Origin of the sequence: Embleya scabrispora DSM 41855, assembly GCF_000372745.1 — a bacterium.
Taxonomy (GTDB): Bacteria; Actinomycetota; Actinomycetes; order Streptomycetales; family Streptomycetaceae; genus Embleya; species Embleya scabrispora.
Map to the genome: position 1 here is coordinate 46509 of NZ_KB889664.1, position 25987 is coordinate 72495.

Below are 25987 nucleotides of genomic sequence, written 5' to 3' on the forward strand. Positions count from 1 at the left end.
TGGAGGAGGGGCCGCGCGGGCGATCCGATCGGCGGGCGCGGGCGGAACCGGGGACGGCGAGCGGGGGGCGAACGCCTCCCCGGGACGCATGCCGCCGGCACCGGTCGGGCGGGGTGCCCTTGCGGCGGCGGCGCGCGACGGGCCGGGTACGCGGCCCGGCGCCGGGTGCGAACGAACGGCGTGCCGGGCCGCGGGCCGTGGGGGATCAGCAGGTCTTGCGCACGTACTTGCCGTCCCCGACGGGACTGACGCCGAGGTCACGGCGAACGATGCTGAGCTTGTCGCCCCACTTCGAGCACGCGTTGGACAAGCCCTTGGCGGTGTACTCGATCACGATCACGTCGTTGCCGAAGTGCTCGGTGTAGTCGCCGCACTCCTTCCACTGGCCGCATTCCTCGGCGACGGCGAAGTCGAGCCCCAGGGCCTTGCGGTTCGCGGCCAGCTCGGCGGTGTTCTTCTGCGCGATCGCCAATCCGCGTTGGTGCGCGTGGGCGGCGAGCAGCGCGATGTAGTCCTGGGCGTTCGTGCCGGTGAGCAGGCCCTCGGAGCGGGTGTAGCTGTCGTAGTTGTCCGGCTCGACGGCCTGGAAGCCCTTGCTCGCGCATTCGTCGATCAGGGCATCGACCTTCCGGGCGACGGCGGTGCGCTTGTCGGCGGTGCGCAGGTCGAGCAGGGCTTCCTTCCATTGACCGTCGTAGACGATCGAGCCGTCGCCGCGGCGCAACAACAGGTCGGCGGGCCAGTCGCCCTCGGCCTTGGGCTGGGCCTGGAAGGCATTGACGTAACAGATGTTGTAGAGCCCGGGCGCCGGCGTGGCGCCGTGATCGCGGGTGACCACCTTGACCCCGGCCGGCGGGGTGTACGCGCCGCCGATCTGGTAGTCGAAGTTCGCGTGTGTGGGCGGCAGGGTGATCGCGGCGGCGTTCGTGCTCGCGTTCGCACCGGCCCGGCTGCTCGCCTCGGTGTTCGAGTCCGGGTCGCTACTGGCGTCGGCGGATGCCGTGAGGAACAGGGTGCCCGCGATGGCCGCGGTGGTCGCCGTGACTGCGGCGAGGCGTCGGGCCGATCTGCGCGGGAGGAAGGTGTTCATCATCGAACTCCAGATGCGGAGGATACGTCCCCGCCTCGGAGGTCCACTGGGATCGCGGACTTCCTGGCGACTTTGTCCGGGCTTGCGGCTTCGCGCCGCCTACCGGCTGGGCGTACCTTTGACGCCGATTGCACTGCCCTCGGCGTCGCAGCAGTAAATCGAGCAACATTCGTCATGTCAAGGGATCGTCTTTGCGCGGGGTGCGCACGAGAGTTGCCATCGGGGCGCCCAAATAGTGCGCATCGAACCCGCTCCGGGAATCCGGTGACTGCGCGAATGCGCACGGATATGCTGCGCGGATGCTGAGAACTGAGCGCCATGCGCGCATCCTCGAACACGTCTCCGCGAAAGGGAGCGTGAGCGTCGAGGAGCTGTCCGAGATATTGGCGGTCTCGGGAGCCACGGTGCGCCGCGACCTCCAGCACCTGGACGCGATGAACCTGCTGCGCCGCACCCACGGCGGCGCGTCCGTGGGCAACATCGGCCTGGAGACGCCGATGCAGTACCGCAGCGAGCGCCGCCGACCGGAGAAGCTGGCCATCGCCCGGGCCGCCGCCGCACTGGTGCCGGCCAAGGCCGTGGTCGGGCTGACGGGCGGATCCACCGCCACCGAGATCGCCCGCATCCTCGCCGACCGCGGACCCGTCACCATCGTGACCAACGCGGTGAACATCGCGGCCGAAATGGTCCTGCACAAGGACGTCACGCTCGTCGTCATCGGCGGCACCGCGCGCAACGAAAGCTACGAATTGGTCGGCCCGATCGCCGAGAAGACCCTCGCGGACTACTTCACCGACGTGACGTTCCTGGGCGTGGACGGCATCAGCGCCGCGCACGGCTGCACCACCCACGACCAGCTCGAGGCCGCCACCGACCGGGCCTTCACCGACCGCAGCGGTCACACCGTCGTGGTCGCGGACAACTCCAAGATCGGAAAGGTGACCCTGGCGAGGATCTGCCCGCTGAGCCGGATCGGCCACCTGGTCACCGATGGGGGCGCCGCGCCGGAGGAACTGGCCGCGATCGAGGAGGCGGGTGTCACGGTGACCGTGGTGTGAACCCGGCGCCGGCTCCGAGGAACGACCCCTCGGCCGGCTGCTACGTCAACGCGTCCAGCAGTTCGCGTTCGCGGGCGGGGTCGAGCCCGGTGCGGCGGGGGCGGTCCAAGCCCTGTTCGCGCTCCCAGCGCAGGGTGTCGGCGAGCACCTGCGAGCGCGCACGGTGGCGAAGCCCCGCGATGCGCGCGGCCGATCCGGTGCGGGCGGACCAGCCCGCCAAGTCCGCCGAGACCGTCCACATCGCCAGCGAATCCGGACCCATGTACTCGGCCACGCCCTGCGCCAGCAGCCATTGCGGGTCGGCGGCGACCACCGGGCCGTGGTGCCCGCCGGCGCCGCGGGAGAGCGCGAGCCAATCCGCGAACGCGAGCGTGGGGCCGACCGCGTCGTAGGTGCCGACGGTGCCCGCCTGGGCGGCGTCCAGCAGCCACCCGGCGAGGTCGCGGACGTCGAGAACCTGGGTCGGCGCCGTCGGTGAGTCCGGCACCAGCATCGGGCCGTGCGGATCGCGGGCGGCCCGTCCCACCCAGTAGCCGGATCGGCCGCTGTGATCGCCCGGACCGCCGATCAGGCCGGCGCGCGCGATCAGCAGCCGCTCGCCCACCGCCGCGTGCGAAGCCTGCTCGCAGGCCACCTTCGCCTCGCCGTACAACTCGCGATCGACCTCGCCGAGGGTGGTCGGCGCCAGGAGTTCGGCGGATTCGTCCGCGTTCGGCGTGGCGTGCGAGGCGTACACGTTGATCGAGGAGACGTAGCTCCAGTGCCGGACCCGATCCGCCAGCGCGTCGAGCGCGCCGCGCACGAAGTCGGGCTGCCAGGACACCTCGACGACCGCGTCCCACTCGCGATCGAGCAGTGCCGCGTACGCCCGGGGATCGCGTCGGTCGGCGGCCACGAGCACGGCCTTCTCGGCGGGCGCGCCGCTCTCGCCGCGCGCGAGGCACGTCACGCGGTGACCCCGCTCGACCGCCTGCCGGGACACCTCACGACCCACCCACGCCGTACCGCCGAGCACCAGGATTTCCATCCCGCCACCCAAGCATCGGGCGTACCGGGGGGCCAAGAGGGTTTCGCCCAGGGCGGATCCGGCCGGTCCCCACCCGGCCCGGGGGTCGAACGCCGCCCGATGGCTACAGGTAGTCGTCCAGTCGGGCGAGGGCGAAGCCCTGGCGGGTGACCGTGTCGACGACCCGGCGCAACATCCGGGTCATGTCGCCCTTCCACTCCCTGGGGCCGCGGAAGTGGGTGAGGATGATGTCGCCCGGCCTGAAGACCCGGTCGTAGCGATAGTCCATCCGGTCCGGAAACGCCTCCTGGTTCCAGATCGGGAACGCGACGATCCCGCACGAGCGGGCGGCGCGCAGGGTGTCCTCGTTGAACTCGCCGTAGGGCGGCCGGAACAGTCTGGGTGTGCTGCCGATCTCGCGGGTCAACTCGTCCTGTAGGCGGCAGATCTCCTGCTGCTGGCGCGCGTAGCCCAGTCTCCGCAGATCCGGGTGGTTGAGCGTGTGGTTGTTCACCATCACGCCCTGCTCGTGCAGCCGGCGGAAGTAGCCGTAGTCCTCACGCGCCAGATAGCCGCTGACGAACGCGCTGAAGGGCACCTTCAGTTCGCGGACCATCCGGGCGAACTCCGGGTCCTTCTCCGTACCGTCGTCGATGGTGAGGAAGACGACCCGCTCGTCGGTGGGCACCCGGTGGACCACGGCCGGCAGGTCGCCGTGCAGCTTCACACCCGGGCCGGGCCGCAACACCGGTCGGGTGGCGGGCGGCGCGGGCGCGGCGATCGGGGCGGCCGCCAGGCCCCACTTGCGCGCTGCGGCGGCCACGGCGGCGCGTTCGCGCCGCGTGGCGGCCTCGCGTTTCGCCAGGTCCGGCCGCGCGCCCCGCACCTGCGCGGCGTCCTGCCCCGGTACCTCGGCCGCCGCCCGGTCCGGTGCCGCCGCCTTGATCGGCACGGTCCCCGAGTCCGCGCACCCGGTGGCGGCGAGGCACAGACACAGGCCCAGTGCGACACCGCAGCGGATGAACACTCGCCGCGACCGGGACGCCGTCGAATCCACACAGCCCATGGCGGCGTCTGGTGCCCGTTACCGTCCCGATCCGAACCAGGACATTCGTTCGATCCGGGCTCGCAGGCGTCCCGTCGGCCGCCGGCGGCGCGCGGGCGCGCTCCGCTCGGCTCGGCCGGCGGCCGCAGGACCCACCGGGCCCACCTGCTGCGCGACCGGTGCGCCCCGCCGTGCCGGCGGCCGAACCCGAGTCGGCAACAATGGGCGCGTACACACGATCGAGGTGCACACGACGCACGCGCGATCGAGACGTAGCCGAGAGTCGAGCCGAGGAGGCAGGCGTGGGTGCCGAGAACGGGCAGTCCGCAGAGCAGGCGCAGCCGATCAAGCAGCGCAAGAACGGCCTGTACCGGGGTGTCTCGGAGGAACTGGCCGCGAACATGCGGGCCGGCTGGGCCGACACCGAGCGCGCCGACCTCGCGCCGATCGAACAGGCCCCGAACACCGCCCGTCGACGGGCCGCGCTGTCGGCTCGCTTCCCGGGCGAGCGCCTGGTGATTCCCGCGGGCAACCTCAAGACCCGATCCAACGACACCGAGTACCCCTTTCGGGCGTCGAGCGAGTACGCCTACCTGACCGGCGACCTGACCCAGGACGGGGTCCTCGTCCTGGAACCGGTCGCCGACGGCCACGACGCGGTGCTGTACCTGCTGCCGCGCTCGAACCGGGAGAACGGCGAGTTCTGGCTGGACGGCCAGGGCGAGCTGTGGGTCGGCCGGCGACCCGGTCTGCGCGAGGGCGAGGCGCTGTACGGGCTGCCGTGTCGCGACGTGCGCGAGGTCGCGACCGAGGTGGCGCGGGACGGTGCGGACGTGCGCATCGTGCGTGGACACGACGCCGGGCTGGAGGGCGCGCTGGGCGAGCGATCGAACGCCGAGCGGGACGAGGAACTGCGCGTTTTCCTGGCCGACGAGCGGCTGGTCAAGGACGAGTTCGAGATCCGCCAGCTCCAGGCCGCGGTGGACTCCACCGTGCGTGGCTTCGAGGACGTCGTGCGGGTCCTGGATCGGGCCGAGGCGACCTCCGAGCGCTACATCGAGGGCACCTTCTTCCTGCGTGCGCGAGTCGAGGGCAACGACGTCGGATACGGCTCGATCTGCGCGGCCGGGCCGCACGCGACCACGCTGCACTGGGTCCGCAACGACGGCCCGGTGCGCGCCGGCGACCTGCTGCTTCTGGATGCGGGGGTGGAGACGCACACGCTCTACACGGCGGACGTGACCCGGACGCTGCCGATCACGGGCCGGTTCACCGAGTTCCAGCGGCGGATCCACGACGCGGTGTTCGCCGCGCAGGAGGCGGGCATCGCCGCGGTGCGTCCCGGCGCCAAGTACCGCGAGTTCCACGACGAGGCGCAGCGCGTGCTCGCCGAGCACCTGGTCGCCTGGGGCATCGTGGAGGGACCGGTGGAGCGGGTGCTGGAACTGGGCCTGCAGCGCCGTTGGACACTGCACGGCACGGGCCACATGCTCGGCCTGGACGTGCACGACTGCGCGGTGGCGCGCACCGAGTCCTACGTCGACGGTGTGCTGGAGCCGGGCATGTGCCTGACGGTGGAGCCCGGGCTCTACTTCCAGGCCGACGACCTGACCGTGCCCGAGGAGTACCGCGGCATCGGGGTGCGGATCGAGGACGACATCCTGGTCACCGAGGACGGCAACCGGAACCTGTCGGCCGGCCTGCCGCGTGCGGCCGACGAGATCGAGTCCTGGATGGCCCGTCTGCGCGCCTGACGCGGGTGTTCGCACCGGAGGCCGCCGTCCCCGAGGTCCGGGGAGGGCGGCCTCCGGCGTGTGCGCCGGCGGCTCGTCGGCTCGGAAGCGGACGGGCCGCGGCGACGCGGTTGTCGGTACCGACCGCGGTGCGTCGCGGATCGGACAGGAGCGTTCGGCAAGGTGGTTCGCGACCACCGGAGTCGACGGCCGAGAAGGGCAACCGGCGAGCTGTGGGCGGGGGTCGGGGGCGTGACGGGGAAAGCCGCGATCGCGGCGGGGCCCGGGCTTCGGCCGGCCCGGATCAGGACTCGGGCGCGGCGGCGCGGGCCAGGCGAGCCTCGATCTCCTCGCGGACCGGTCGGTAGAGCGCGTCGGCCGCGTGCATGCGGGCCGCGCACCGCTCCCATGCCCGCCGCGAGCGTTTCCCGCGGCCCGGGATCAGGTCGTAGCGGCGCAGCCGAACCTGGCGAACGTCGACCATGAAGCCGGACCTGGTGCGTATTCCGTGCGCCCGGCGGACCTCGGAGTCGGCGGCCCGCAGTTCGGTCTCGAAGGTGTCGTGGGCCCACCGCCAACGGGCCTCTTCGTCGTGGGTGGCGGGGACGACGGGGTTGCGGCCGCCCGCGTGTTCGATGACGGCGTAGAGGGTGAACTCCAGTCCGTCGGGGACCCGCACCCACGACAGGGTGTCCCATGGCCGGGGGACGGGCCGGAAGATGGTGCGATGTACGACGGGCATCGGGTCCTCACCGATCGCTGCGGTTGTCGTCGCGGACGCTCGCGTGGGCGGTCGCGATCAGGGCCTGGCGGTCGATTGCCAGGTCGCGCAACACGCGGGCGGCCGTGCCGTGTTCGAGTTCGGCGACGGCGATCAGGACGTGTGCCGTGCGCAGTTTCCCGGGGCGCTCGGCCTTGGCGATGGCGACGGCGCGTTGGAACACCTCGTTCGCGCTGCCGGTGGCGCGGTAGGGCCCACGCGGCGCGGGCGCGGGTGAGGCCGCCGGGAGCGCGTCGGCGTCGATGCCGACCGAACGCAGCGCCGCGGCATGGGATTCGGCGAGGGCGCGGCGCACGTCCTCGACGTCGGCGCCGGCGGCGGCCAGGGCCGTGCGGGCGGAGTCGTCGGGCAGGGTGAGGGCGGCGATCAGCAGGTGCTCGGGGCCGGGGGACTCCTCGCCGAGTGCGCGAGCCTCCTCCTCGGCGCCGGTGAACAGGCGCTTCATCGCACCCATGTCGTGTATCGCGCTTCGAATACCCATGGTGGTTCCTCAGGGATGTCGGCGGTCCGGTCGGTTACCGGTCCTGTTGTGGTGCTCGTCGGTTGGGTGCGAGTCGCTTGTGGGCGGCCTGGGCACTCATGCCCAGGGCCTGACCGATGTGGTTCCAGGTCCAGCCCTGGGCGAGTGCGTGGTCCACTGCGGATCGCTCCAGCGCGGCCGCGAGGTTGCGCAGTGCGACCACGGCCGCGAACGCATCCTCCGGATGCTCGGGTGAGGGAACGTCTTTGGCCTCGATCACGCATCAACTTTAGTTGATGATCAATCGGCGCGTCAACAAAAGTTGATGACCGGGGGCGGGTGTCGGGATGTCGGTGTGGGCCGATACGAAGGGGGCATGACGACGAGGTTCGGTGAGCTCGACGACCGGGAAGTGCCGCCCGCTCTTTGCGGACTGATCGGCGGGTTCCTCTATTGGGAACCCGGTGCGCTCGCCGGGATCGAGCGGATCGGCGGATACCTGGCCGGCACCGCGGACCCGCTTCCCGGGCGGGACGCCCCGGAACGGGTCGGTGCGGGCCAGTGGACCGGGTTCATCGGTCGGACCGGGGCGATCGCGCTGCGCGCGGCGGCGCCGTCGACCCGGCCCGAACGTCGGGAACGGCTGCTCGCGCTGCTGGAGATGTGGGCGGACAGCGTGTTCGTCGACCCGACGGTGCGGATGCGCACGGGAACCGTGCGCGAGCCACAACGCGGCGCGGTACGCGACGAGCGCGGCGCCACGATCCTGGTCTGCCACCTCCGGGGCGGTATCCGCGTGCTCGAAGCGCGCACCGGGGACGCCGAACCGCCCGGTCTGGGTCCACTCGAGGAGGTCGAGGAACTGCCGCGCGCCGGCTGGGGCAACGCCCGGCAGATCCGCGACCTGGTCGCCCTGGTCCGCGCGCGGGGGCCGATGCCGTGGGATCCGGAGGCGGTGGTGCGACTCGCCGCCGACACCGGGATGTCCCGCGGTGCCGCCGCACTGGCGCTCGCGGGCACGCCCGGGACGGACATGTTCCGCAAGCCGTTCCTGGACGCCGAAGAACGCCGTCTGCTGGGCCTGAAGGCCGCCGAAGCGGAGACCGCACGCGTCGAGTCGGGGCGGCTCGAAGCCGAGGGGTGGCTCGACCTGCTCGCGGACGTACTCCCGGCTGATCCCGCCGACCTGTGGGCGCCGGACGCCCCGCGACACCTCGCCGCCCGGATCGCCACCGCGTGGCACGCACGCAACGGCCTGCGGGCCCCGATCCCGGAGACCTCGCGCGCACTGATCGCCGCGCAGAAGCCGAAGCTGCCCGCGGCCGAACTGTGCGAGGCACTGGCCCACTCCGCGGCCGACCCGCTGCTCGCCGAGGACCTCGACACGTGGCCGGAGTCGCCGCCCGACAGCGGCATCCATCTGGTCGACGCCACGGGCTTCGGCGAGGCGCCACGCCGGATGCAGAACCTGCTGGAGGACCTGGCCGCACTCGTGCCGACCGTATACGCCGAACTTCCCGCGGGCGACCCGATCCGCGAGGGCCTGCCCACGCTGGTGCGGAACGTGCGCGCCCGCCTGGACCACCCCGGGCTGCTGCTCTCCTGCTGCCATCTCTACCACGGGGCCACGATCGACGACCTGCGTGCGTGGTTCGGGCCGCATCCGTACGACGGCCCGGAGCCGCTGACCGTACCCGCGTTCGACGACGGCCTGACGGTGGCCGTCGAAGCCGCTCCGCCGTCCTACTACGGTCGACACCGGCACCACCCCCGCCTGTTCTTCCGGCCCGCCGTGCTCGGCGACGACGCCCGCGCGCAGCGGCTCGACGACACGCGCGGTTACGGCGGCGCCGCCCTGCTCACGTCCGTGCGACGGTTGCGCGGCGACCACTTCACCCGCATCGTCGCCCGCGTGGAGTCCGGCGCGCTGCCGGTGGGCGCGTACGAGGCGAACCCCGCGGCGAGCGTGCCGGATGTGGTCGAACGCGCCGCGAAGGCCCTCGGCCTGGCCCCGGACCCGGCCGCCCTGTACCTGCAACTGCTCGCCCTGGAGGCGCCCACCGATCGCGGCGTGCGGACCTGGAACGCATGGACGCCGACGCGGCACCGCAAGGCCGTCGCGACGCTCGTGGACGCGGGTCTGGCCGTCGCGGACAAGCGCGCCCGGGCCGGGCGCGGCGTCTTCCTGCCGGGCCCCTGGGCGCCGGCGGACAGGCCGTACCGGCCGATGGAGACCTGGAAGGCGGCCTTTCTCGGCGTCACGGTCCTGCGCCACAGCGGCGAGGTCCACGGTCGCGTCGTGCTCGACCGCACGCTGCCCGAACTGTTCGCCGACGCCTGGGCGTCGGTCGAGCGGGGCGAGGGGCCCCAATGACGCGCGGTGTGCGGATGATCAGACCCGGACGGTGGGTCGGACCACGATCTCTGTCATCTCGACATCCGCCGGCTGCTCGATCGCGAACGCGACGGCTCGGGCAATCGCCGCGGGCACGATCGCGACCCGAGCCGCGTGCCGACCGCGCGAACACCGCGATCCACGCGGCCGGCAACCCGACCACACGCCGGTGATCCATGCCGACCCGCGCTGAGCGGCCGTTTCCGGGTATGGGTCGGGCGCCGTCGCGCCGGTCGGGTCAGGAGGCCACGGCCGCGGCGGTGGCGAGCAGTTCTCCGGGTGTTCCGGCGAAGTCGGACAGCAGGTTCGACGCCACGATCCACGCGTCGACGTCCTCGCGCAGATGTGCGCGCACCAGGTCTCCGGCGTAGTCGCGGCACACGAGCAGGGCGTGTGCGGCCGGCCGGGCCCCGGAGAGGATTTCCGTCGGGGTCAACAGGCCGTCGCGCAGGAGGTCGCCCACCTCCCAGATGAGCAGGTCGCGCACGGGAGGGTCGGCGACCAGGCTGCGCGCGACCGCGGGCGATCGGATCGACCCGTAGGAGAAGAAGCCCGGTTGGCGCCGGACGAGGGTGGAGATCAGGGCCTCGGGGCAGTCCGGGTGATACGCCGCGATCGCGACGGCCGGGTCCCGGGTGGGAGCGGGCTCGGGGTCCGGCTCCTCGGCCAGGCGGGTCCACAACGCGGGCGGCACCCGCGGCGGCAGCGCGCGCAGCGGTCCCGGGGCCGGCCACGTCGCCACGTCCGTCGCGGACGCGCAGCCCTCGACGCGGTAGTGGATCCGGCCGTAGCGGGGATCGAAGAACCAGATGCCCTCGTCGGCCTGCGAGAGTGCCTCGACCACTTCGAACGCGAGCTCGTCGCCCACCGCCTCCAGGGCCCGGACCGCGTCGTGGCGCGCGGTGATCCGCCGGGCGAGCCGGTGCGGCAGTTCGCCGGGCCAACGGCGGGCGAGCGCGACCGCGACCGCCGGGGCCGGGGTGTGCCGGCCGGCGCCGAACGCGAGCAGGTCCGCCGCATCCAGCGCGGAGACCACCTCGGCCGCCAGGTCCGGGTCGGCCCGGCTCAGCAACAACGACAACGGGCTGGCGGCGCCGCGGAGCAGATCGGAGGCGCCGGCGGGCGGCCGGCACGGCCGCGCCGGTGTGGGCGGTTTCGGTGTGTCCCTTCTCGGTTCGGGTACGCCGGCCGGCCGCGCGACGTGGCGCAGCAGGTCGGGGACCGTCCCGGGATATTCCGGCCCCTGGCGGGCCAGGCGCAGCCAGCCGTCCACATCGGCGGGCAGCAGCGGGCTCAGTGCCGTCAGCAACGGGCCGAAGGCGGCGGTCTGCGCGGAGCGCGGGGCGAAGTCGTCGACGGCGCGCAGCACGCGCCACGCGGGGCGCGCCGCGTGCAGGAAGCGCTCGGGAGTCAGCACCTGCTCCAGCAGCGCCCGCTCCAGCGGGCGGTTGTTGTGGTCGACGGCGGAGTCCAACTCGACCACCGCCTCCGGCGGGCAGCCCTCGGTGCCGGCCAGCGCCGCGGCCACGGCGGGAGTGAACGGGGTCTCCCGATGCGCACGCACCAAGGCGTTCCAGTCGGGCGGCGCGTCCATGATCGAGAGCACGTGCCGGGCCTCGGCGCGGCGCAACCCGCGGGCTCGCAGCAGCGCGATCAACTCGTCGCCGTCCGACCCGGCGCAGGCGGCGATTTCCAACAGCATCAACCCCTCGGGCGCGTCGAGTGCCGCGTGTACGAGCGGGGCGATCACCCGGGTGCGATATCGCCCGACGGACAGCGCGGCGGATGCCGCCTCCGGTCCCTCGGCCCGCCACAGCCCGGCGAGGCCCCGGAGCCGGGCCCGCTCGACATGCGGCCGGTTCGGCAACCGGCCCAGCACGATCAGCCCGTGCCGGATCAGCCGCGGGTCACGCGCGTGGACGAGGGCCAGCGCGTAGATCCGCGTTCGGGTGGACGACAACATCTCGTGCAGCGCGGGGTCCAGGTCGCGGCTGAGGATCCGGCGCCGGATGCGGGTGTCGGCACGTGGATTGACGAAGACGTGCCGATCCACCTCGGGGTCGTCGAGCGCCACCAGTCGCTCCAGCAGCGCGCGCCGCAGTCGATCGTGTCGGGCGAGGGCGAGATGGTCGCTGCGATCGCCGTGGGCCAACGCGTGCTCGACCACTCCCGGAACATCCGACAGTTCGGCCAGCAGCCGACCGCGCCCGCCGGGGTCGCAGCGTGCCACGAGTCGGGTGATCAGGCCCGGATCGGCGTGCCGCCACAGTGTCGAGATGGCCCTGCTCAGCACGGTCCTCGGCCCCTTCCGTCCGCACCGACCCTCGGCACGCGGGGCGCCGGCCTGCCGCCGCCCATCGGATCAGTGTGGCAGCGGGCCGATCCGGCCAACCGCCCGGCCACCCGAACTCGGCGTGCCCCGGCCCTGTTTGCGACGACCGGGCGCCTTGCGCGGGTCGGGCACGTGCCGCCGGCCGTGGTGAGCGTGCGCATCCGACGACGGGTCACCTGATCGCGGCCCGGTCGCTGGAGGGCGGGCCGAGCCGCGAGAGTCAGCGGGAGCCGGTCAGGTGGGCGAACAACACCGTGTTGTCCTGGTAGCCGCCGCGCCCGGGGTCGTAGTCGCCACCGCAGGTGATCACCCGCAACTCGGCCCGGTTCAGGTCGCCGTACACGCGTTGCGTGGGGAAGTCGGCCTTGGCGAAACGTTCGACGGTATCGACGGTGAACACCGCCGTGCTCTGGTCGGCGCGGCGGATCTCGACCGTGCTGCCCGCGCGTACGGTGCCCACGTCGTAGAAGACGGCGGGGCCGGACACCGAGTCGAGGTGGCCGACCAGCACGGCGGGGCCCAGTTCGCCCGGGGTCGGTCCCTGGTTGTACCAGCCGGCCCGTCGGCCCTGGTCGGGGGCTGGCACTTGGACGGCGCCTGCGGCGTCGAGGCCGACCGCGGTGATGGGGGCATGCAGGCCGATCTGCGCGATGTCGACCGTGGCCGGCTCGGAGCGGGCCAGGAGCGGGCCTTCGACCGCGACCGGTGGGGCGGCGTCGCCGGGGGAGGGGGTTGCCGTGGACACGACCTTGGGCGCGGCCGTGGCCGCGGCGGGTGGTCGCCGCTCCTGGAAACCGATCACGGCGAGCACGATGCCACATACGAGCACCGCGACGGCCGCCGCCAGGACGAGGCGACGGCCGGCGCGGTGTACGAGAGGTGTGTCAGCCACGCAGGCTGCCCCGACGCAGCACGAACGCGCCGACACCGGCACCGGCGACGGCGAGGGCGGCGCCCAGGCCGAGCAGGTCGTTGTCGGCCCCGGTGGTGCCACCCGCGCCGCCGGCGACGGCGCCGACCGGGACGGTCTTGGTCTGGGTGGCGGGCATGGCCGCCGCCGCTGCCGCCGGGCGGGCCGCGGGCTGACTGTTGGCCATCACCTGCTTCTCCGCTTCGGCCATGTTGGTGGTCTTGTTGTCGGTCTTGTCGACCATGACGGTCTTGTGGTTGTTCTCGACGTTGGCCATTTGGTCGTTGGTCATGTGGTTGTTGGTGATGTGGGTGTTCTTGACGATGGTGGTGACGTCACCGAAGACCACGGTCGGCCGGTGGTTGGACTTGTGGCCGTTGTGGCTGTTGTGGCTGACGTGAGAGTTGCTTTCCTTGTGGCTGCTGCTCTGTTCCTGGTGGCTGTTCTGGTCGTTGCGGCCGTTCTGGTCGTTGCGGCCGTTCTGGTCATGGCGACCGTTCTGGTCATCGCGACCGTTCTGGTCACCGCGGCCGTTCTGGTCACCGCGGCCGTTCTGGTCATCGCGACCGTTCTGGTCACCGCGGCTGTTCTGGTCGTTACGGCCGTTCTGGTCGTTGCGACCGTTCTGGTCACCGCGGCCGTTCTGGTCGTTACGGCCGTTCTGGTCATTGCGACCGTTCTGGTCGTTGCGACCGTTCTGGTCGTTGCGGCCGTTCTGGTCACTTGGGCCAGGCCTGTCCATGGGCTTGTTGGCAGGCTTCTGCGCGGGCTTGGTCGAGCACTCGCTTCCCGAGCGAGAGCAGTTCGGGCCATCGCCCGTCCTCATGGCGCCCTGCTCGTCGGCGGATCCGCTCTTGGCGCCTGACGCCTCGGCCTTGATGTCCTTGGACTGCCCGCCGGGGTTTTCGGAGGCGACCGCAGTGCCTCCCATGGCTACGGCCAATAGGCCGGCGGCTACGGTGCTGCAAAAGACACGAGTGGTACGCATCAGGGACGATCTCTCCTTAGCAGCCGGCGCGTGATCGGCGGTCCGATGGGGAACGCGACGGCAAAGCGGAAAGTTGCCTCTTATGATGCGAAAATCACCCTAGGCGGCTTTATACAACACTTATGGGCGATCGGCGCTCGGCGGCCCGGTGTCGGCGGAAGCCGCCCTTAGCCGTCGAACTGCCCTTCCTGGTCCGTGAGTTGCCTACTGCCGGCGAGTCCGGGTCGGTCGATCGCGATCCGGCGGTGCGGCGCACTCGGGTGGACGAGGATCCGCCCGGGCGGGCGGGGGTGAACGCGCCGCTCGTGGCCGGCGTCGACGGCGTCGCGTCGAAGCGCACGCGGCATCGCGACTCGGAGCGTGCATTCCAGGTCCCCTCGGCCCGGACGGGCACGGTGGCGGCCGTTGCCGGAAGAGCACACCCATGGAAACAGCCACGGATCGACTCGTCCGTCCGGGTGGCTTGAACCGGATCGTCGACGGCGACAGCAGAGGGACAAGCCCCAGTGTTCGCAAGCGTGTTCGCGCTACTCTCCATTGGTCTCGACAACCGAGTGGGGGGACCATGATGGGTGGCGCCGGCAAACGAAGAACGCGAACACGGAAGGTGTCCAAGGTCGCGCCGATCCTGGCGGCCATGGTGGTCGCCGCGTGCTCGTTGACACCGGACATGTTCGACGGGCCGATACACGACGTCACGCGGAATTACCTGCGAGCCGTCGCCGGCGGTACCTCGCCCGCACCGTTCTACGGCGACTGCGGCGGCACGCACGGCGGGAACGCCGAGCGGGCGCTGGCGGGCGAGGGTGGTGGGTTCACCTTCTCGATGGACAGTTCCACCCAGGACGGCGACTCGGCCGTGGTGAACGTGGACGTCACGGGCCAGGACCACACCGCGTCCCCGTATGCCGTCGACCTGCGGCGGGAGAACGGGAAGTGGGTCGTCTGCGGCCTGGACACACACCATGTGCAGATAAACTCGGGCGTCGACCCGGGCATCGGCTGACGGGCGCCGGGCTTCGTCCGGCGGGGTCCGCGCCGGGCTCGCCGCGCTCGCTTGGCTGGGCTCGCCCGGCGGGCTCGCCGCGCCGCGTCCGCCCGGCCGCCGCTCGCCGCGCTCGTCCGGTCGTACCGGAGAAACACCCGGGTGGGAACCCTTTGCCGGCACGCCGAGGCACGGTGCCGGGCGGCGCGGCCCGATCCAATAGGTTCCGCCGGACCGGATCCAGGCATCGAGGCCGGCGGCCCGTGTGTTTCGCCCAAGTGAGGGGCGTCGGTCTGGGATATTGCGGGCGAGCCCGATCGCCCATCCTCGGAACGGAATCGGTGACCATGACGCCCGCCCGCCGCGCCTCAGGCGCCACCCACGACCCGACTCACGAATCCGCCCGCCGCCCCCGACCCGTCTTCCCGGCCCGCCGGCGCACGCTGCGTCTGCGGGCCGCCGCGGTCGCCGTGGCGGGCCTGTCGATCATCGGGGCCGGCTCGGCCGATGCCTCCGCCGCCGCCTCGGACACGCCGCCGACGCCCACCCTGGCCTGGGCCCCCTGCGCTCAGGACGCGACCTTCGACTGTGCGAACGCCTCGGTACCGCTGGACTACCGCGACCCGCACGGCCGCACGCTCACCCTGGCGGTGATCCGCCACAAGGCCGCGGATCCGACCCGACGACTGGGCACGCTGGTCATGCAGCCGGGCGGACCGGGCAACTCCGGCGTCGACTTCGTCCGCGGCAACCACGCCGCGCTGCCCGCCGAACTGCGAGACCGATTCGACGTGTTCGGCTTCGACGCACGCGGGATCGCGCGCAGTGCGCCGTACGAGTGCTGGGACGACGCCCGCTACACCGCGGAGATCGCACAGTCGCCGGGACACCCGGGCCCCGACGGGTACCAACGGGCGGTGTCCACCGCGCGCGACTTCGACGCCGCCTGCGCGGCCAAGGCCGGCGACGTGCTGCCCTTCATGGGCACCGACTACGTCGCCCGCGACCTGGACCTGCTGCGCCAGGCATTGGGGGAGCGCCGGCTCTCCTTCTACGGACGCTCGTTCGGCAGCTTCGTCGGCACCGTCTACGCCGACCGCTATCCGGGACGAGTCCGTGCCATGGTGCTCGACGGCGCCTACGACCCGGTGCACTACGCAAGCCGCCCCTACGAATACGACCGGCCGCAGTACCTTGCCCTGGACGGCGCGATGGGCCGCTTCCTCGACTGGTGCGGCACCGATCCGACCGGCTGTGGATTCGGCGGCGGCGACGCGCGTGGCGCGTTCGACCGCCTGATCGACGCACTCGACGCCCATCCGGTCCCCACCCCCTCCGGAGCCCTCGCCAACGGCTACACCCTGGCCTATCGCCTGATGTTCAACATCAACGAGGGCAAGGCGGTGTGGCCCGCGTTCGGGGCGGCGCTGCGCCAGGCGGAACTGCGCGACGGCACCGCGTTCCTGCTCCGGCCGCCGTCACCGGCGAGCTTCGACTTCCTCACCGCGAACATCGCCGTCGAGTGCGTCGACCGCGTCTACCCGAAGGACATGGCCCGGCTGGAGCGCAACGTGCGCGCCAATGTGCGCGACGCGCCGCTGCTCGGTCCGGCCGTCGGATTCGGCCCGCCCACCTACGACCACAACCACGCCCCGGCCTGCGTGCAGTGGACCGGCGAGCGGGTCAGCCGGCACCAGGGCTCGTACCGGGCGTATGGTTCGGCGCCCATCCTGGTCCTGGGCACCACCGGTGATCCGGACACCCCGTATCGGGACGCGGTCGCGCTGGCCGAACGATTGGACAACGGTCGGCTGCTCACCTTTCGCGCCGAGGGGCACACCGCGTTCGGTCGCAGTGCCTGTGCCAAGGCGGCGGCGACGGCCTACCTGACCGACCTGAACCTGCCGCCGCGAGGCACGGTCTGCGCCGACGAGGCGGATCCGACCACCGCGCCGGCCGTGGCCCGCTCGGCGCGCGTCCCCGGCCCCGGCGCCGACGAAGGGTTCGACCGGATCGGCTGACCGGCCCGCCGACCGCCGGGGCGCGGGTGGCGCGCCGGGCCGCGCACCTCGGACCCGCGCCGGGTCGGCGGGTGCGGGCATCGACAGGGCGGCGGGACGCGAACCCCGGCTTCGCGGTCGGCGGGAACACCCGTGCCGCGCCGCTTGTTCTCTTGCCGGGTGAGCAGGCGAACCAGTCAGGAGTTGTGACATGAGTGCACAGGTGGAGAAGGCGGTTCTGGCCGGCGGATGTTTCTGGGGGATGCAGGACCTGATCCGCAAGCAACCGGGTGTCACGGCCACCAGGGTCGGCTACTCGGGTGGTGACGTGCCGAACGCGACGTACCGCAACCACGGCGACCATGCCGAGGCGATCGAGATCCTCTTCGATCCGTCGGTCACGACCTACCGCGACGTCCTGGAGTTCTTCTTCCAGATCCACGACCCGACCACGCGGGACCGCCAAGGCAACGACATGGGCCGGAGCTACCGCTCGGCGATCTACTACGCCGACGAGCAGCAGCGCGCGACGGCCGTCGAGACCATCGCCGACGTGCGGGCCAGCGGCCTGTGGCCGGGCGACGTGGTGACCGAGTTGGAGCCGCTGGGCGACTTCTGGCAGGCCGAGCCCGAGCACCAGGACTACCTGGAGCGCTACCCGCACGGCTACACCTGCCACTTCCCACGCCCCGGCTGGAAGCTGCCGCGCCGCGCCGGCGCCTGACCGCAACCCGCCGCGCCCCGCACCGGATCCCGCGGATCCGGTGCGGGGCGCCGCCGGGTCCGGACCGGCCGGGTGGAACTGCGGGCCGTCCGGCCGCGTCCCCCACCGCGGATCGACGTAGAGTCTCCCCACCTCCGGGGGGCCGGCGAACGCGGGACGGCACACGATGACCACGACTCCAGGAATCGACGACGAGGGGCGGGGCCGGGACGCGGGCGAGCCGCCGCGCATTCTCGTCGTCGACGACGACCCCGCCATTCGCCGCGCCCTCGAACGCGGCCTGCGCCTGGCCGGCTATCGGGTGCTGCTCGCCTCCGACGGCGCCGCGGCCCTCGCCGTGATCGGCACCGCCGAGCACCCCACACCCCGCGCGCCGCACGTGATCGTCCTGGACGTGGCCATGCCCGGCTGCTCCGGCATCGAGGTCTGCGCCACGCTGCGCGCCCGAGGTATCGAGACGCCGGTCCTGATGTTGTCCGCCCGGGACGAGACGGCCGACCGGATCACCGGCCTGGAATCGGGCGCTGACGACTACCTCGTCAAACCGTTCGACCTGCGCGAACTCGAACTCCGCCTGCGAGCCCTGCTGCGCCGCCGACCGCCGACCGCGCCGGGCGACGCCGTGCTCCGGGCGGGCCCGCTCGTCCTGGACGCCGCCGCGCACCTGGCCACCAACGACGGCGAGCCGGTGAACCTGACCAGGCGCGAGTTCGCCCTGCTGGACGTGTTCGTGCGCAACGCCGGCCAGGTGCTGACCCGCGATCAACTGCTGGCTCGGGTCTGGGGCTACGACTTCGAGGTCCGCACCGACGTGGTCGACACCTTCGTCAGCTACCTGCGCCGCAAGCTGGAGGCCGGCGGCCGACCGCGTCTCCTGCACACCGTGCGCGGGGTCGGCTTCGTCCTGCGGGTGCCGGACGGCCGTGGATGACCCTCTCCGAGGAGTGGTCGGCCACCGCGCGCCGCCGACCGACCATGCGGCTGTCCACCCGGATCGCGCTGGCCGTGGGTGTGCTCGTCCCGCTCCTGGTGATCGCCGCCGGAACCATGGTCGTGCGCTGGGTCACCGCCGACGTGACCCACCGTCAGGACGTGGCCCTGCGGCAGCGCGCCGACCACCTCGCACCCGACGGGCGGGCGCTGCTGCGCGCCGTGGAGAACGATCGGACGAACGCGGTCCGCGCCCGGGAGAACAAGCTGTTCGACGGCGCGCTCGATCTTGGCGTGCGGGTCGAACTGCCCGGCGGACCGGTGTCCGCGGGACCGCAACCGCCGCCGGACGTGCCGCTGCCGGACCCCCGGCACCGCGGTCCGGTCACGGTCCGCGCCGACGGCAAGGCATGGCGCGTGGTCACCCGCCCGCTCGGCGCCGCCCGCGGCGGCGCGGGCACCCTGCGGGTGTTCCAGCCGACCACCGAGACCGACGAGCGGACCGCGCTGCTGCGTCGGCGCGTGCTCGTCGTCGCCGCGTTCGCCGTACCGATCTCGGCGCTGGCCGGCCTCGCCGTCGGCGCCGGCGCGACCCGCTCGTTGCGCGCGCTGCGTCGGCGCGCGGCCGCGATCGAGCCGGACGACGACGCGCGCCCGGACGTACACCTGCCGTCCGCTGTGGCCGAGGTGGACGATCTCGGTCGCACGCTCGCGGCGGTGCTCGGTCGCTACGACGCGCAGACCGCCCGCACCCGCGAAGCACTGGAGACGGCACGCGCGTTCGCCGCGACGGTGGACCACGAACTGCGCGGGCCGCTCACCGGCATCCGCACCGACCTGGACGTGCTCGCGGCGTATCCCGACCTCGCGCCGGCGGAGCGCGCCGAGGTCCTCGGCGACCTCATGGCCGGGCAGGAGCGCATCCTTTCCCTGCTCGCGTCGCTGCGCGCGCTCGCCCAGGGGGACCTGGCCGACGGGCAGGGCTTCGAGCGGGTCGACTTGGGCGAGCTGGCGCACGAGGCGGCCCGTGACGCGCGGATGCGGCATCCGGGCGCGGACGTGGCGGTGTGCGCACCGCAGGAGATCCGGGTGGACGGCCTGCGGCCGGGGCTGCGGTTGCTCCTGGACAACCTGATCGGCAACGCCCTCGTGCACGGACGCGGGCCGGACCGTGGGGCCTCGATCCGCATCGGTGTCGACGCCGACGCCGCCGGCGGGGCCCGGATCCGGGTGGACGACGACGGCCCGGGGATACCCGTCGAGCGGCGTGAGCAGGTGTTCGAGCGCTTCCGCCGCGGCCCGGACAGCCCGGGGGCGGGCCTGGGCCTGACCCTGGTCGCCCAGCAGGTGGCGCTGCACCGGGGACAGGTCGCCATCGGCACCGCGCCGCCCGGACCCGGCACCCGCGTCGAGGTACTGCTGCCGATGCGGCACCCGGCCGAGCCGACGGACGGCCCCGGGGAAATCCGACACGACTGGCTGACCCGCGAACCGACGGAATCCGCCCCACCGGGTTGACCGGACGTGGGAGCGGCCGGGTAGGCGGGCGGGCCTGGGGGATCCGGTTGCGACTGGATGACCCGTGAATCGGCGGATTCCGCCTTACGGGGTTGATCGGGCGTGGGGCGGCCGAGTCGGCGTGCGGGCCAGGGGAATCCCGTACGACCGGCTGACCGGCGAGCCGGCGGGATCCGCCCCGCAGGGGTGACCGGACGTGGGGGCGGCCGAGTCGGCGTGCCCGGGGGCGGAAACCGCCCGCAGGGGCGACCGGGCCTGGGCCGGCCGAGCGGCCGACGCTGCGGCGGGCCCCGACGCGGCATTGTGCGGGTCCCGCCTCGGGCGCCGCCCCGCCTCGGTCTTCGCCCCACGTCCCGCCGACCCTCCGCCGGCTCCGTCCCGGCGCGACCCTCTTCGCCGGCTCTGTCCCGGCCCCGCCTCGACCCCCGGTCCCGCCTCGACCCCCGGCCCCGCCCGGGCCCAACCGACCCTCGCCGGCCCCGCCGGTCCCCGTCTCCGGTACCGGATCGGGTGCCTGCACCAGCCGCTGGGGTCGGGGTCACAAGAAGCCCACAGACAGCCCACAGGAAGCCCACATGACAGGGTCCTACCGTCGCGGCACGCCACCCCGCAGTGGGGCGGTGAACCGTGAAACTCGGGAGAACCACCATGTCTCGCCGTAGCACGACCGCACCCAAACGATTCGCGACGCTCGGCGCCCTCGCGGCCCTGACGACGATCGCGGCCCTGGCCGCGGCACCCGCCGCGCAGGCCGGCGCCATGCCCGGCGCCGACAAGCACAAGCCGGCCATCTGCAAGCGCGTTCCCGCCATCGACACCCGACTGGGCAAGGCGATCGACCGGCTGAACGGCGGCGCCGCCGTGAAGGGGTCCATCGCCCACCTCCAGGAGCGGATCGCCACCGCGGACAAGCTGAACCGCCCGGCGGTGAAGACCTACCTGAACGACAAGTTGACCACCCGGCAGCGTCTGCTGCCCGAACTCCAGAAGCGTCGGACCGACCTGGCGAACGTGAAGACCTGGTGCGACACGCAGCAGCCCGCCGCAGGCAAGTGACCGGTACACGCCGCCGCCGGGCCGCCGCCGTCCTGGTCGCGGCCCTCGCCTTCGGCCCCGCGCTGACCGCATGCGACGGATCGCACGACGACAACGGCGGTGGCCCGGCTCCGGCGGGCACCCGGGCGGCTCCCGGCGGCCTGCCGTCGGATCCGGCGTCGATCGTCGACGAGGCGGAGAAGGCAGCGGACCGAGCGGACCAGGACGCGGAGGCGCCCGAGACGCCGCCGGGCTGACCCGGACCGGCGAGCCGCGCCCGCGGTGGGCGGCTCGCCGGCACCGCCTCGCCTACCCGGCGACCGCCGATTCGACGGGCTCACCGGCCGGGACCCGCACCGCCACGAACCACGGCGTGCGTCGCAGTCGAAAGCCCAGCGACTCGTACAGCCGGATCGCGGTCACGTTCTCGGCCGCCGCGTGCAGGAACGGCGTCTCGCCGCGGGCGGTGATGCCGGCCACCAACGCCAGGACCAGACGACTCGCCAAACCGTGCCCGCGCCACGCCGGATCGGTGCACACCGCGCTGATCTCGGTCCAGCCGGGCGGATGCAGTCGTTCCCCGGCCATCGCTATCAGCGCACCGTCGCGGCGAACCCCGAGGTAGGTGCCCAGTTCGATGGTCCGGGGCAGGAACGGGCCCGGTCGGGTACGCGCGACCAGGTCGAGCATCTCGGGCACATCGGCGGCGGCGAGCCGAACCAGCGAGTCGTCCGGCCGCCCGGCGACCGCATCGCCCAGCATCTGCACCCCGCCGATGCGCATCACCACCTCCCACGGCGCGGGCGGGCGCAACGCGTCGCCGTCGGCGAGCGGCAGGACCGCGCCCGGACCCGCCAGCGCGGCCAGGTCCGCCCAGTCCGTTGGGCCGGGATCGTCCGGTAGGGCGGCGAACGGCGCCACATCGGGGAGGTAGCGCACGACCCGGCCCCTGTGTTCGGCCAGCCCCGCGTGTGGGCCGGTCAGGGACGAATAGGCTACGTTGTCCAGCACGCGCACGTCGTTCATGCCGTGCCGGCCGTCACTCGGGATGGGGACATCGTCGATCCACTCCGCTCTGCTGTCGGCTGAAGGAGGGCGGCCGGACGAGTGCCGACGCGCCGAACTCGGCGGCGTCACACCGCGCTTCCCGCCCTGCCGAAAAAGGTCGCCGCGCACGCGGCCGGCCGAGCGAACCGATCGGGCCGGTCTCCTCGACCGGTTCCGGACGGCGCGATCGACGGCGCGGTCACCCGGCATCGGCCGGACGGCTCAGGACGAGCCGGGCAGCGCGGATAGACACGCGGCACTGCTCACCCGTAGCAGGTCGATGTGCCTGCGGGTCGCCAACCGGATCCGAGCCTGCATGATCGGCAGGTTACGAGCTGGATCGCGCCCCGTCAAAGGGTGTCCACGGCTCGACGCATCCACACCACCCATCCGCCGGCCGGTCGGATCCGCCCCTTCGGGGCGCCGGTCACGGCGGCGGTAAAGCGCCTGTCCCGACCGGCTGTTGCCGCCCCGCGGGTCGATGGACAAGAGCCCGCGGGCTGCGTTAGCGTCGCGACGTCGGCCGGGATCGGTCGTCGCAGCAGTACGTGTCACGAGTGCCAACGTTCAGCCCCGGCTTGTTGGTCGGCAACCCTCCTCCGCGACGGGGTGCCCCGGGTGAGGACACGGCCGCGCGTCTTTCGCGTGGCAACGCGGGGCCCGCCTCGACGGGCCCAGGGGGCAAGGGGACGATGTCATGAGCAGGTGTGTGAACGCGGTGTGGCACCGCGCCGCCGCACCCGCCGTGCCGACCCGGGCCGCCCACCGGACGAACACCTCCGGACGGAACCCGAGTTCGCCCCGGACCCGACTGACCCGGCGGCTGTTCATCGACCTGCGTCGCTCCGCCGGCTCCCTGTGTCGCTGACCCACTAGCACCCACCACCCGGGCGAACCGCGGCCGAAGCACGGCACCGCGCGCCCGCGGTCGCGTCGTCATGCCGGTCCACCGGCGAGCCGCGCCCGGTGCGCGCTCCCGCGGCGATTTCGTCGCTCCGGTCGAACCGGTCCCGGGCTCCGCCGAGTTCACCGCCCCACGCAGCACCCGGGAACCGGCACCCGTCCGTCGCTCGCCCACCCCAATCGACACCCGACCGGCCCGGGCCGGCGGACGCCGGCTCGCATCCGACGACGAACGACGTCCGCCGTGCCGTGACGCCCGCCCGTCTTGCCCGCGACCGAGCCTGCCCCACCGACCACACGCGCCTCACTCGTCGAACCCCGAACCCGCGACCCCGAACCCGCGACCTCGAACCCGCGCCCCACCGAAAGCGAGACCCACCCATGACCACCCCGAACACCCCCGACCCGTTGCACCTGGCCGTCGCGCTGGACGGCGCCGGCTGGCATCCGGCCGCCTGGCGCGAACCCGACGCCCGCCCGACCGAGCTGTTCACCGCCCGCTACTGGACCGACCTGGTCGCCGAGGCGGAAGCGGGCCTGCTCGACTTCGTCACCATCGAGGACGCACTCGCGCTGCAATCCACCCGATTCGAGGGCACCGACACCCGCACCGACCAGGTCCGTGGTCGACTGGACGCGGTGCTGATCGCCTCGCGCGTCGCGCCGCTGACCGAACACATCGGACTGATCCCGACCGCCACCGTCACACACACCGAGCCGTTCCACGTCTCCAAGGCGATCGCCACGCTCGACTTCGTCAGCCTCGGCCGTGCCGGGTGGCGCGCCCAGGTGTCCCGGCCGGCCGAGAACGCGCACTTCGGCCGCCGCGAGCACGTGCCGTTCACCGTCGAGGACCTCGACCGGCCCGACGTGGCGGCCGCGGTCGCGGAAAGCTTCGCCGAGGCACAGGACTTCGTCGAGGTGGTGCGCCGGTTGTGGGACAGCTGGGAGGACGACGCGGAGATCCGCGACGCGGCCACCGACCGGTTCATCGACCGCGGCAAGCTGCACTACATCGACTTCGTCGGACCCAGGTTCCGGGTCCGTGGGCCCTCGATCGTGCCACGCCCGCCGCAGGGCCAGCCGCTGGTGACCGTACTGGCACACGCCACGCTGCCGTACCGGCTCGGCGCCCGCGCCGCCGACGTCGTGTACGTGACACCGCGCGACCACGACGACGCACGTGCCATCGTCACCGAGATCCGCGCCGAACAACGCGCCGCCGGGCGGGAGTCGGAGACCGTGCACGTCTTCGCCGACCTGGTCGTCCTCCTCGACGAGAGCACCGCCGCGGCCCGTGACCGCAAGGCCCGTCTGGACGCACTCGACGGCGCCGAATACGCCGGTGACGCACTCGTGTTCACCGGCACGGCCGCAGACCTCGCCGACACCCTCCAGGACTGGCAACGTGCCGGGCTGACCGGATTCCGCCTGCGCCCGGCCGCGTTGCCGCACGACCTGCACGCCGTCACCCGCGACCTGGTGCCCGAACTGCAACGCCGCGGCGCCTTCCGCACCGGCTACGAAGCCGGCTCGCTGCGCGCCCGACTCGGCCTGCCGCGCCCCGACAGCCGCTACGCCACGCCCACGGCGGCAGCCTCGTGACCCGCACCGCCTCCACCCGCCTCACCGCCGTCTCGGCAACCATCCGAAGGGAACCGTCCCGATGAGCACGTCGCGCAAGCAGATCATCCTCGGCGCCTACGTGGGAGGCGTGAACCACCACACCGTGTGGTCCGATCCCCAGGCCGGCAGCCAGATCGACTTCTCCACCTTCAAACACGTCGCGCAGACCGCCGAACGCGGCCGATTCGACTTCTTCTTCCTCGCCGAGGGCCTGGCCCTGCGCGAACGCCTGGGCCTGATCTTCGACCAGGACGTGGTCGGACGCCCCGACACGCTGCCCGTGCTCAGCGCCCTGGCCGCCGTCACCGAACACCTGGGCCTGATCGGCACGGTCAACGCAACCTTCAACGAACCCTACGAACTGGCCCGCCAGTTGAGCACCCTCGACCACCTGTCCGGCGGCCGGGCCGGCTGGAACGTGGTCACCTCCTTCGACGCGTTCACCGGCGCGAACTTCCGCCGCGGCGGCTTCCTGGACCGCAAGGACCGCTACACCCGGGCCGGCGAGTTCCTGGCCGCCGCCCGCGAACTGTGGGACTCCTGGGCGGTGGACGCGGTGGCCGCCGACCGGGACACGGGCGTCTTCCTACGCGATGCCAAGGCCGGTCGATTCGCTTTCACCGGCGAGCAGTTCGACATCTCCGGCCGATTCGCCACGCCGCGCAGCCCGCAGGGCCGGCCGGTGATCCTCCAGGCCGGCGTCTCGCCGCAGGGCCGCGACTTCGCCGCCGGCGGAGCCGACGCGATCTTCTCGCCCTACCACCGCCTCGACGAGGCGCAGGCGTTCTACCGCGACATCCAGGCCCGGGCCGACCGCCTGGGCAGGCCCTCCGGCTCGGTCAAACTGCTGCCGCACGCGTCCTTCGTCCTCGGCGACAGCGAAGCCGACGCCGCCGAGCGACACCGCGACATCACCCGGCGCCAGATCGGCGGACGCACCGCGCAGATCCTGCTGGAGACGGTCTGGAACCGCGACCTGTCCGGCTACGACCCGGACGGCCCGCTGCCCGACGTGGATCCGGACCCCGACGGCCCGCCGCTGGCGCAGGGCCGGGCCCGGATCGCCGAGGACGCGCACCGCAGGGTCGCCGAGTGGCGGGCGCTGGCGGAGGCCGCCAAGTACTCGCTGCGCGATTTGGCCATCCACGTGTTCGGCCGCACCGAGTTCGTCGGCACCCCCGCCCACGTGGCCGAACGGATCGACACGTTCGTCCAGCAGGACGGCTCGGACGGCTTCATCGTGGGCTCCCACCTGACCCCCACCGGCCTCGACGAGTTCGTCGACAAGGTCGTCCCGCTGCTCCAGGAACGCGGCTCGCTGCGGGCCGAATACACCGGCGGCACACTGCGCGAGAACCTGGGCATCGCGCCGGTCGAGGAGGTGGGCGCCGACGCACGCGTGGCGTGATGCCGGTGCCGGG

24 protein-coding genes, 1 pseudogene and 1 riboswitch are annotated in these 25987 nt (G+C 72.9%); of the genes and pseudogenes, 13 read left to right on the forward strand and 12 right to left on the reverse strand.

Features of this window, described 5'->3' with window-relative positions:
• Positions 1 to 205 precede the first annotated feature (205 nt).
• On the reverse strand, positions 206 to 1090 hold the full coding sequence (locus A3IC_RS0117515; RefSeq protein ID WP_020551349.1) for an endo alpha-1,4 polygalactosaminidase: 885 nt from the start codon (positions 1088 to 1090) through the stop codon (positions 206 to 208).
• A 299-nt stretch (positions 1091 to 1389) separates the two neighbouring features.
• Here A3IC_RS0117515 and A3IC_RS0117520 point away from each other — a divergent pair, with 299 nt between their 5' ends.
• Positions 1390 to 2148, forward strand: a complete 759-nt coding sequence (locus A3IC_RS0117520; protein WP_026218380.1) for a DeoR/GlpR family DNA-binding transcription regulator — start codon at positions 1390 to 1392, stop codon at positions 2146 to 2148.
• Between the two features lie 40 nt (positions 2149 to 2188).
• Here the strand turns inward: A3IC_RS0117520 and A3IC_RS0117525 are convergent, their stop codons facing one another.
• Together A3IC_RS0117525 and A3IC_RS0117530 are read right to left on the reverse strand one after the other, a co-directional pair.
• The gene (locus A3IC_RS0117525; RefSeq protein ID WP_020551351.1) at positions 2189 to 3175 is read right to left on the reverse strand and encodes an NAD-dependent epimerase/dehydratase family protein; all 987 of its coding nucleotides are present in this window, start codon (positions 3173 to 3175) and stop codon (positions 2189 to 2191) included.
• 103 nt (positions 3176 to 3278) lie between these two features.
• Positions 3279 to 4181, reverse strand: a complete 903-nt coding sequence (locus A3IC_RS0117530) for a polysaccharide deacetylase family protein (RefSeq protein ID WP_020551352.1) — start codon at positions 4179 to 4181, stop codon at positions 3279 to 3281.
• Between the two features lie 320 nt (positions 4182 to 4501).
• Between A3IC_RS0117530 and A3IC_RS0117535 the strand changes: the two genes are divergently transcribed.
• Positions 4502 to 5953: an aminopeptidase P family protein gene (locus tag A3IC_RS0117535; RefSeq protein ID WP_020551353.1), complete on the forward strand. Its 1452-nt coding sequence runs from the start codon at positions 4502 to 4504 to the stop codon at positions 5951 to 5953.
• Positions 5954 to 6236: 283 nt separating this feature from the next.
• Here the strand turns inward: A3IC_RS0117535 and A3IC_RS0117540 are convergent, their stop codons facing one another.
• Genes A3IC_RS0117540 through A3IC_RS0117550 form a run of 3 tightly spaced genes read right to left on the reverse strand, consistent with a single transcriptional unit; the run spans position 6237 to position 7453 of the window.
• Positions 6237 to 6674, reverse strand: a complete 438-nt coding sequence (locus A3IC_RS0117540; RefSeq protein ID WP_020551354.1) for a hypothetical protein — start codon at positions 6672 to 6674, stop codon at positions 6237 to 6239.
• Positions 6675 to 6681: 7 nt separating this feature from the next.
• On the reverse strand, positions 6682 to 7194 hold the full coding sequence (locus A3IC_RS0117545; RefSeq protein ID WP_063744844.1) for a Clp protease N-terminal domain-containing protein: 513 nt from the start codon (positions 7192 to 7194) through the stop codon (positions 6682 to 6684).
• A 34-nt stretch (positions 7195 to 7228) separates the two neighbouring features.
• Positions 7229 to 7453, reverse strand: a complete 225-nt coding sequence (locus A3IC_RS0117550; protein WP_020551356.1) for a hypothetical protein — start codon at positions 7451 to 7453, stop codon at positions 7229 to 7231.
• 96 nt (positions 7454 to 7549) lie between these two features.
• Between A3IC_RS0117550 and A3IC_RS0117555 the strand changes: the two genes are divergently transcribed.
• Positions 7550 to 9547, forward strand: a complete 1998-nt coding sequence (locus tag A3IC_RS0117555; RefSeq protein WP_020551357.1) for a hypothetical protein — start codon at positions 7550 to 7552, stop codon at positions 9545 to 9547.
• A gap of 18 nt (positions 9548 to 9565) precedes the next feature.
• Here the strand turns inward: A3IC_RS0117555 and A3IC_RS67480 are convergent.
• The 4 genes and pseudogenes from A3IC_RS67480 to A3IC_RS0117575 all read right to left on the reverse strand — a co-directional run.
• Positions 9566 to 9673: pseudogene (locus A3IC_RS67480) on the reverse strand (oxidoreductase); the annotation flags it as partial.
• 133 nt (positions 9674 to 9806) lie between these two features.
• Positions 9807 to 11861, reverse strand: a complete 2055-nt coding sequence (locus tag A3IC_RS0117565) for a hypothetical protein (RefSeq protein ID WP_020551359.1) — start codon at positions 11859 to 11861, stop codon at positions 9807 to 9809.
• Positions 11862 to 12120: 259 nt separating this feature from the next.
• Positions 12121 to 12792, reverse strand: coding sequence for a class F sortase (locus A3IC_RS55000; protein ID WP_020551360.1), 672 nt, complete (start codon positions 12790 to 12792; stop codon positions 12121 to 12123).
• Entirely contained in the window at positions 12785 to 13798 is a 1014-nt protein-coding gene (locus A3IC_RS0117575) for a hypothetical protein (RefSeq protein ID WP_158695985.1), read from the reverse strand. The genes A3IC_RS55000 and A3IC_RS0117575 overlap by 8 nt, the downstream gene beginning before the upstream one ends.
• 607 nt (positions 13799 to 14405) lie before the next feature.
• Between A3IC_RS0117575 and A3IC_RS0117590 the strand changes: the two genes are divergently transcribed.
• The 7 genes from A3IC_RS0117590 (at position 14406) to A3IC_RS0117620 (ending at position 21247) form a co-directional block, all read left to right on the forward strand.
• On the forward strand, positions 14406 to 14804 hold the full coding sequence (locus tag A3IC_RS0117590) for a YqhG/Tai3 family protein (RefSeq protein WP_020551363.1): 399 nt from the start codon (positions 14406 to 14408) through the stop codon (positions 14802 to 14804).
• 326 nt (positions 14805 to 15130) lie between these two features.
• A complete protein-coding gene (locus A3IC_RS0117595; protein WP_020551364.1) occupies positions 15131 to 16804 on the forward strand; it encodes an alpha/beta fold hydrolase in 1674 nt (557 codons plus the stop codon).
• A gap of 190 nt (positions 16805 to 16994) precedes the next feature.
• Positions 16995 to 17507, forward strand: a complete 513-nt coding sequence (gene msrA, locus A3IC_RS0117600; protein WP_020551365.1) for a peptide-methionine (S)-S-oxide reductase MsrA — start codon at positions 16995 to 16997, stop codon at positions 17505 to 17507.
• Between the two features lie 166 nt (positions 17508 to 17673).
• Positions 17674 to 18438, forward strand: coding sequence for a response regulator transcription factor (locus tag A3IC_RS0117605; protein ID WP_020551366.1), 765 nt, complete (start codon positions 17674 to 17676; stop codon positions 18436 to 18438).
• A complete protein-coding gene (locus A3IC_RS0117610) occupies positions 18435 to 19955 on the forward strand; it encodes a sensor histidine kinase (RefSeq protein WP_020551367.1) in 1521 nt (506 codons plus the stop codon). The genes A3IC_RS0117605 and A3IC_RS0117610 overlap by 4 nt, the downstream gene beginning before the upstream one ends.
• A gap of 648 nt (positions 19956 to 20603) precedes the next feature.
• Entirely contained in the window at positions 20604 to 21011 is a 408-nt protein-coding gene (locus A3IC_RS55005) for a hypothetical protein (protein ID WP_020551368.1), read from the forward strand.
• Complete coding sequence (locus A3IC_RS0117620) at positions 21008 to 21247, forward strand: hypothetical protein (protein ID WP_020551369.1); 240 nt, start codon at positions 21008 to 21010, stop codon at positions 21245 to 21247. The genes A3IC_RS55005 and A3IC_RS0117620 overlap by 4 nt, the downstream gene beginning before the upstream one ends.
• Before the next feature lie 52 nt (positions 21248 to 21299).
• Here A3IC_RS0117620 and A3IC_RS0117625 read toward each other — a convergent pair whose 3' ends face one another.
• Positions 21300 to 22016, reverse strand: a complete 717-nt coding sequence (locus A3IC_RS0117625) for a GNAT family N-acetyltransferase (RefSeq protein ID WP_020551370.1) — start codon at positions 22014 to 22016, stop codon at positions 21300 to 21302.
• Positions 22017 to 22259: 243 nt separating this feature from the next.
• Positions 22260 to 22355 (reverse strand): putative leader peptide, encoded by a 96-nt coding sequence (locus tag A3IC_RS73045; RefSeq protein ID WP_321184152.1) that lies wholly within the window; start codon positions 22353 to 22355, stop codon positions 22260 to 22262.
• A 231-nt stretch (positions 22356 to 22586) separates the two neighbouring features.
• Positions 22587 to 22697: riboswitch (SAM riboswitch) on the forward strand.
• Positions 22698 to 22734: 37 nt separating this feature from the next.
• Between A3IC_RS73045 and A3IC_RS68720 the strand changes: the two genes are divergently transcribed.
• The 3 genes from A3IC_RS68720 (at position 22735) to A3IC_RS0117640 (ending at position 25974) form a co-directional block, all read left to right on the forward strand.
• Positions 22735 to 22905: a hypothetical protein gene (locus A3IC_RS68720; protein WP_158695986.1), complete on the forward strand. Its 171-nt coding sequence runs from the start codon at positions 22735 to 22737 to the stop codon at positions 22903 to 22905.
• 416 nt (positions 22906 to 23321) lie between these two features.
• Positions 23322 to 24545, forward strand: a complete 1224-nt coding sequence (locus tag A3IC_RS0117635) for an LLM class flavin-dependent oxidoreductase (RefSeq protein WP_020551372.1) — start codon at positions 23322 to 23324, stop codon at positions 24543 to 24545.
• 61 nt (positions 24546 to 24606) lie between these two features.
• Entirely contained in the window at positions 24607 to 25974 is a 1368-nt protein-coding gene (locus A3IC_RS0117640) for an NtaA/DmoA family FMN-dependent monooxygenase (protein WP_020551373.1), read from the forward strand.
• The last annotated feature ends 13 nt before the right edge of the window (positions 25975 to 25987 follow it).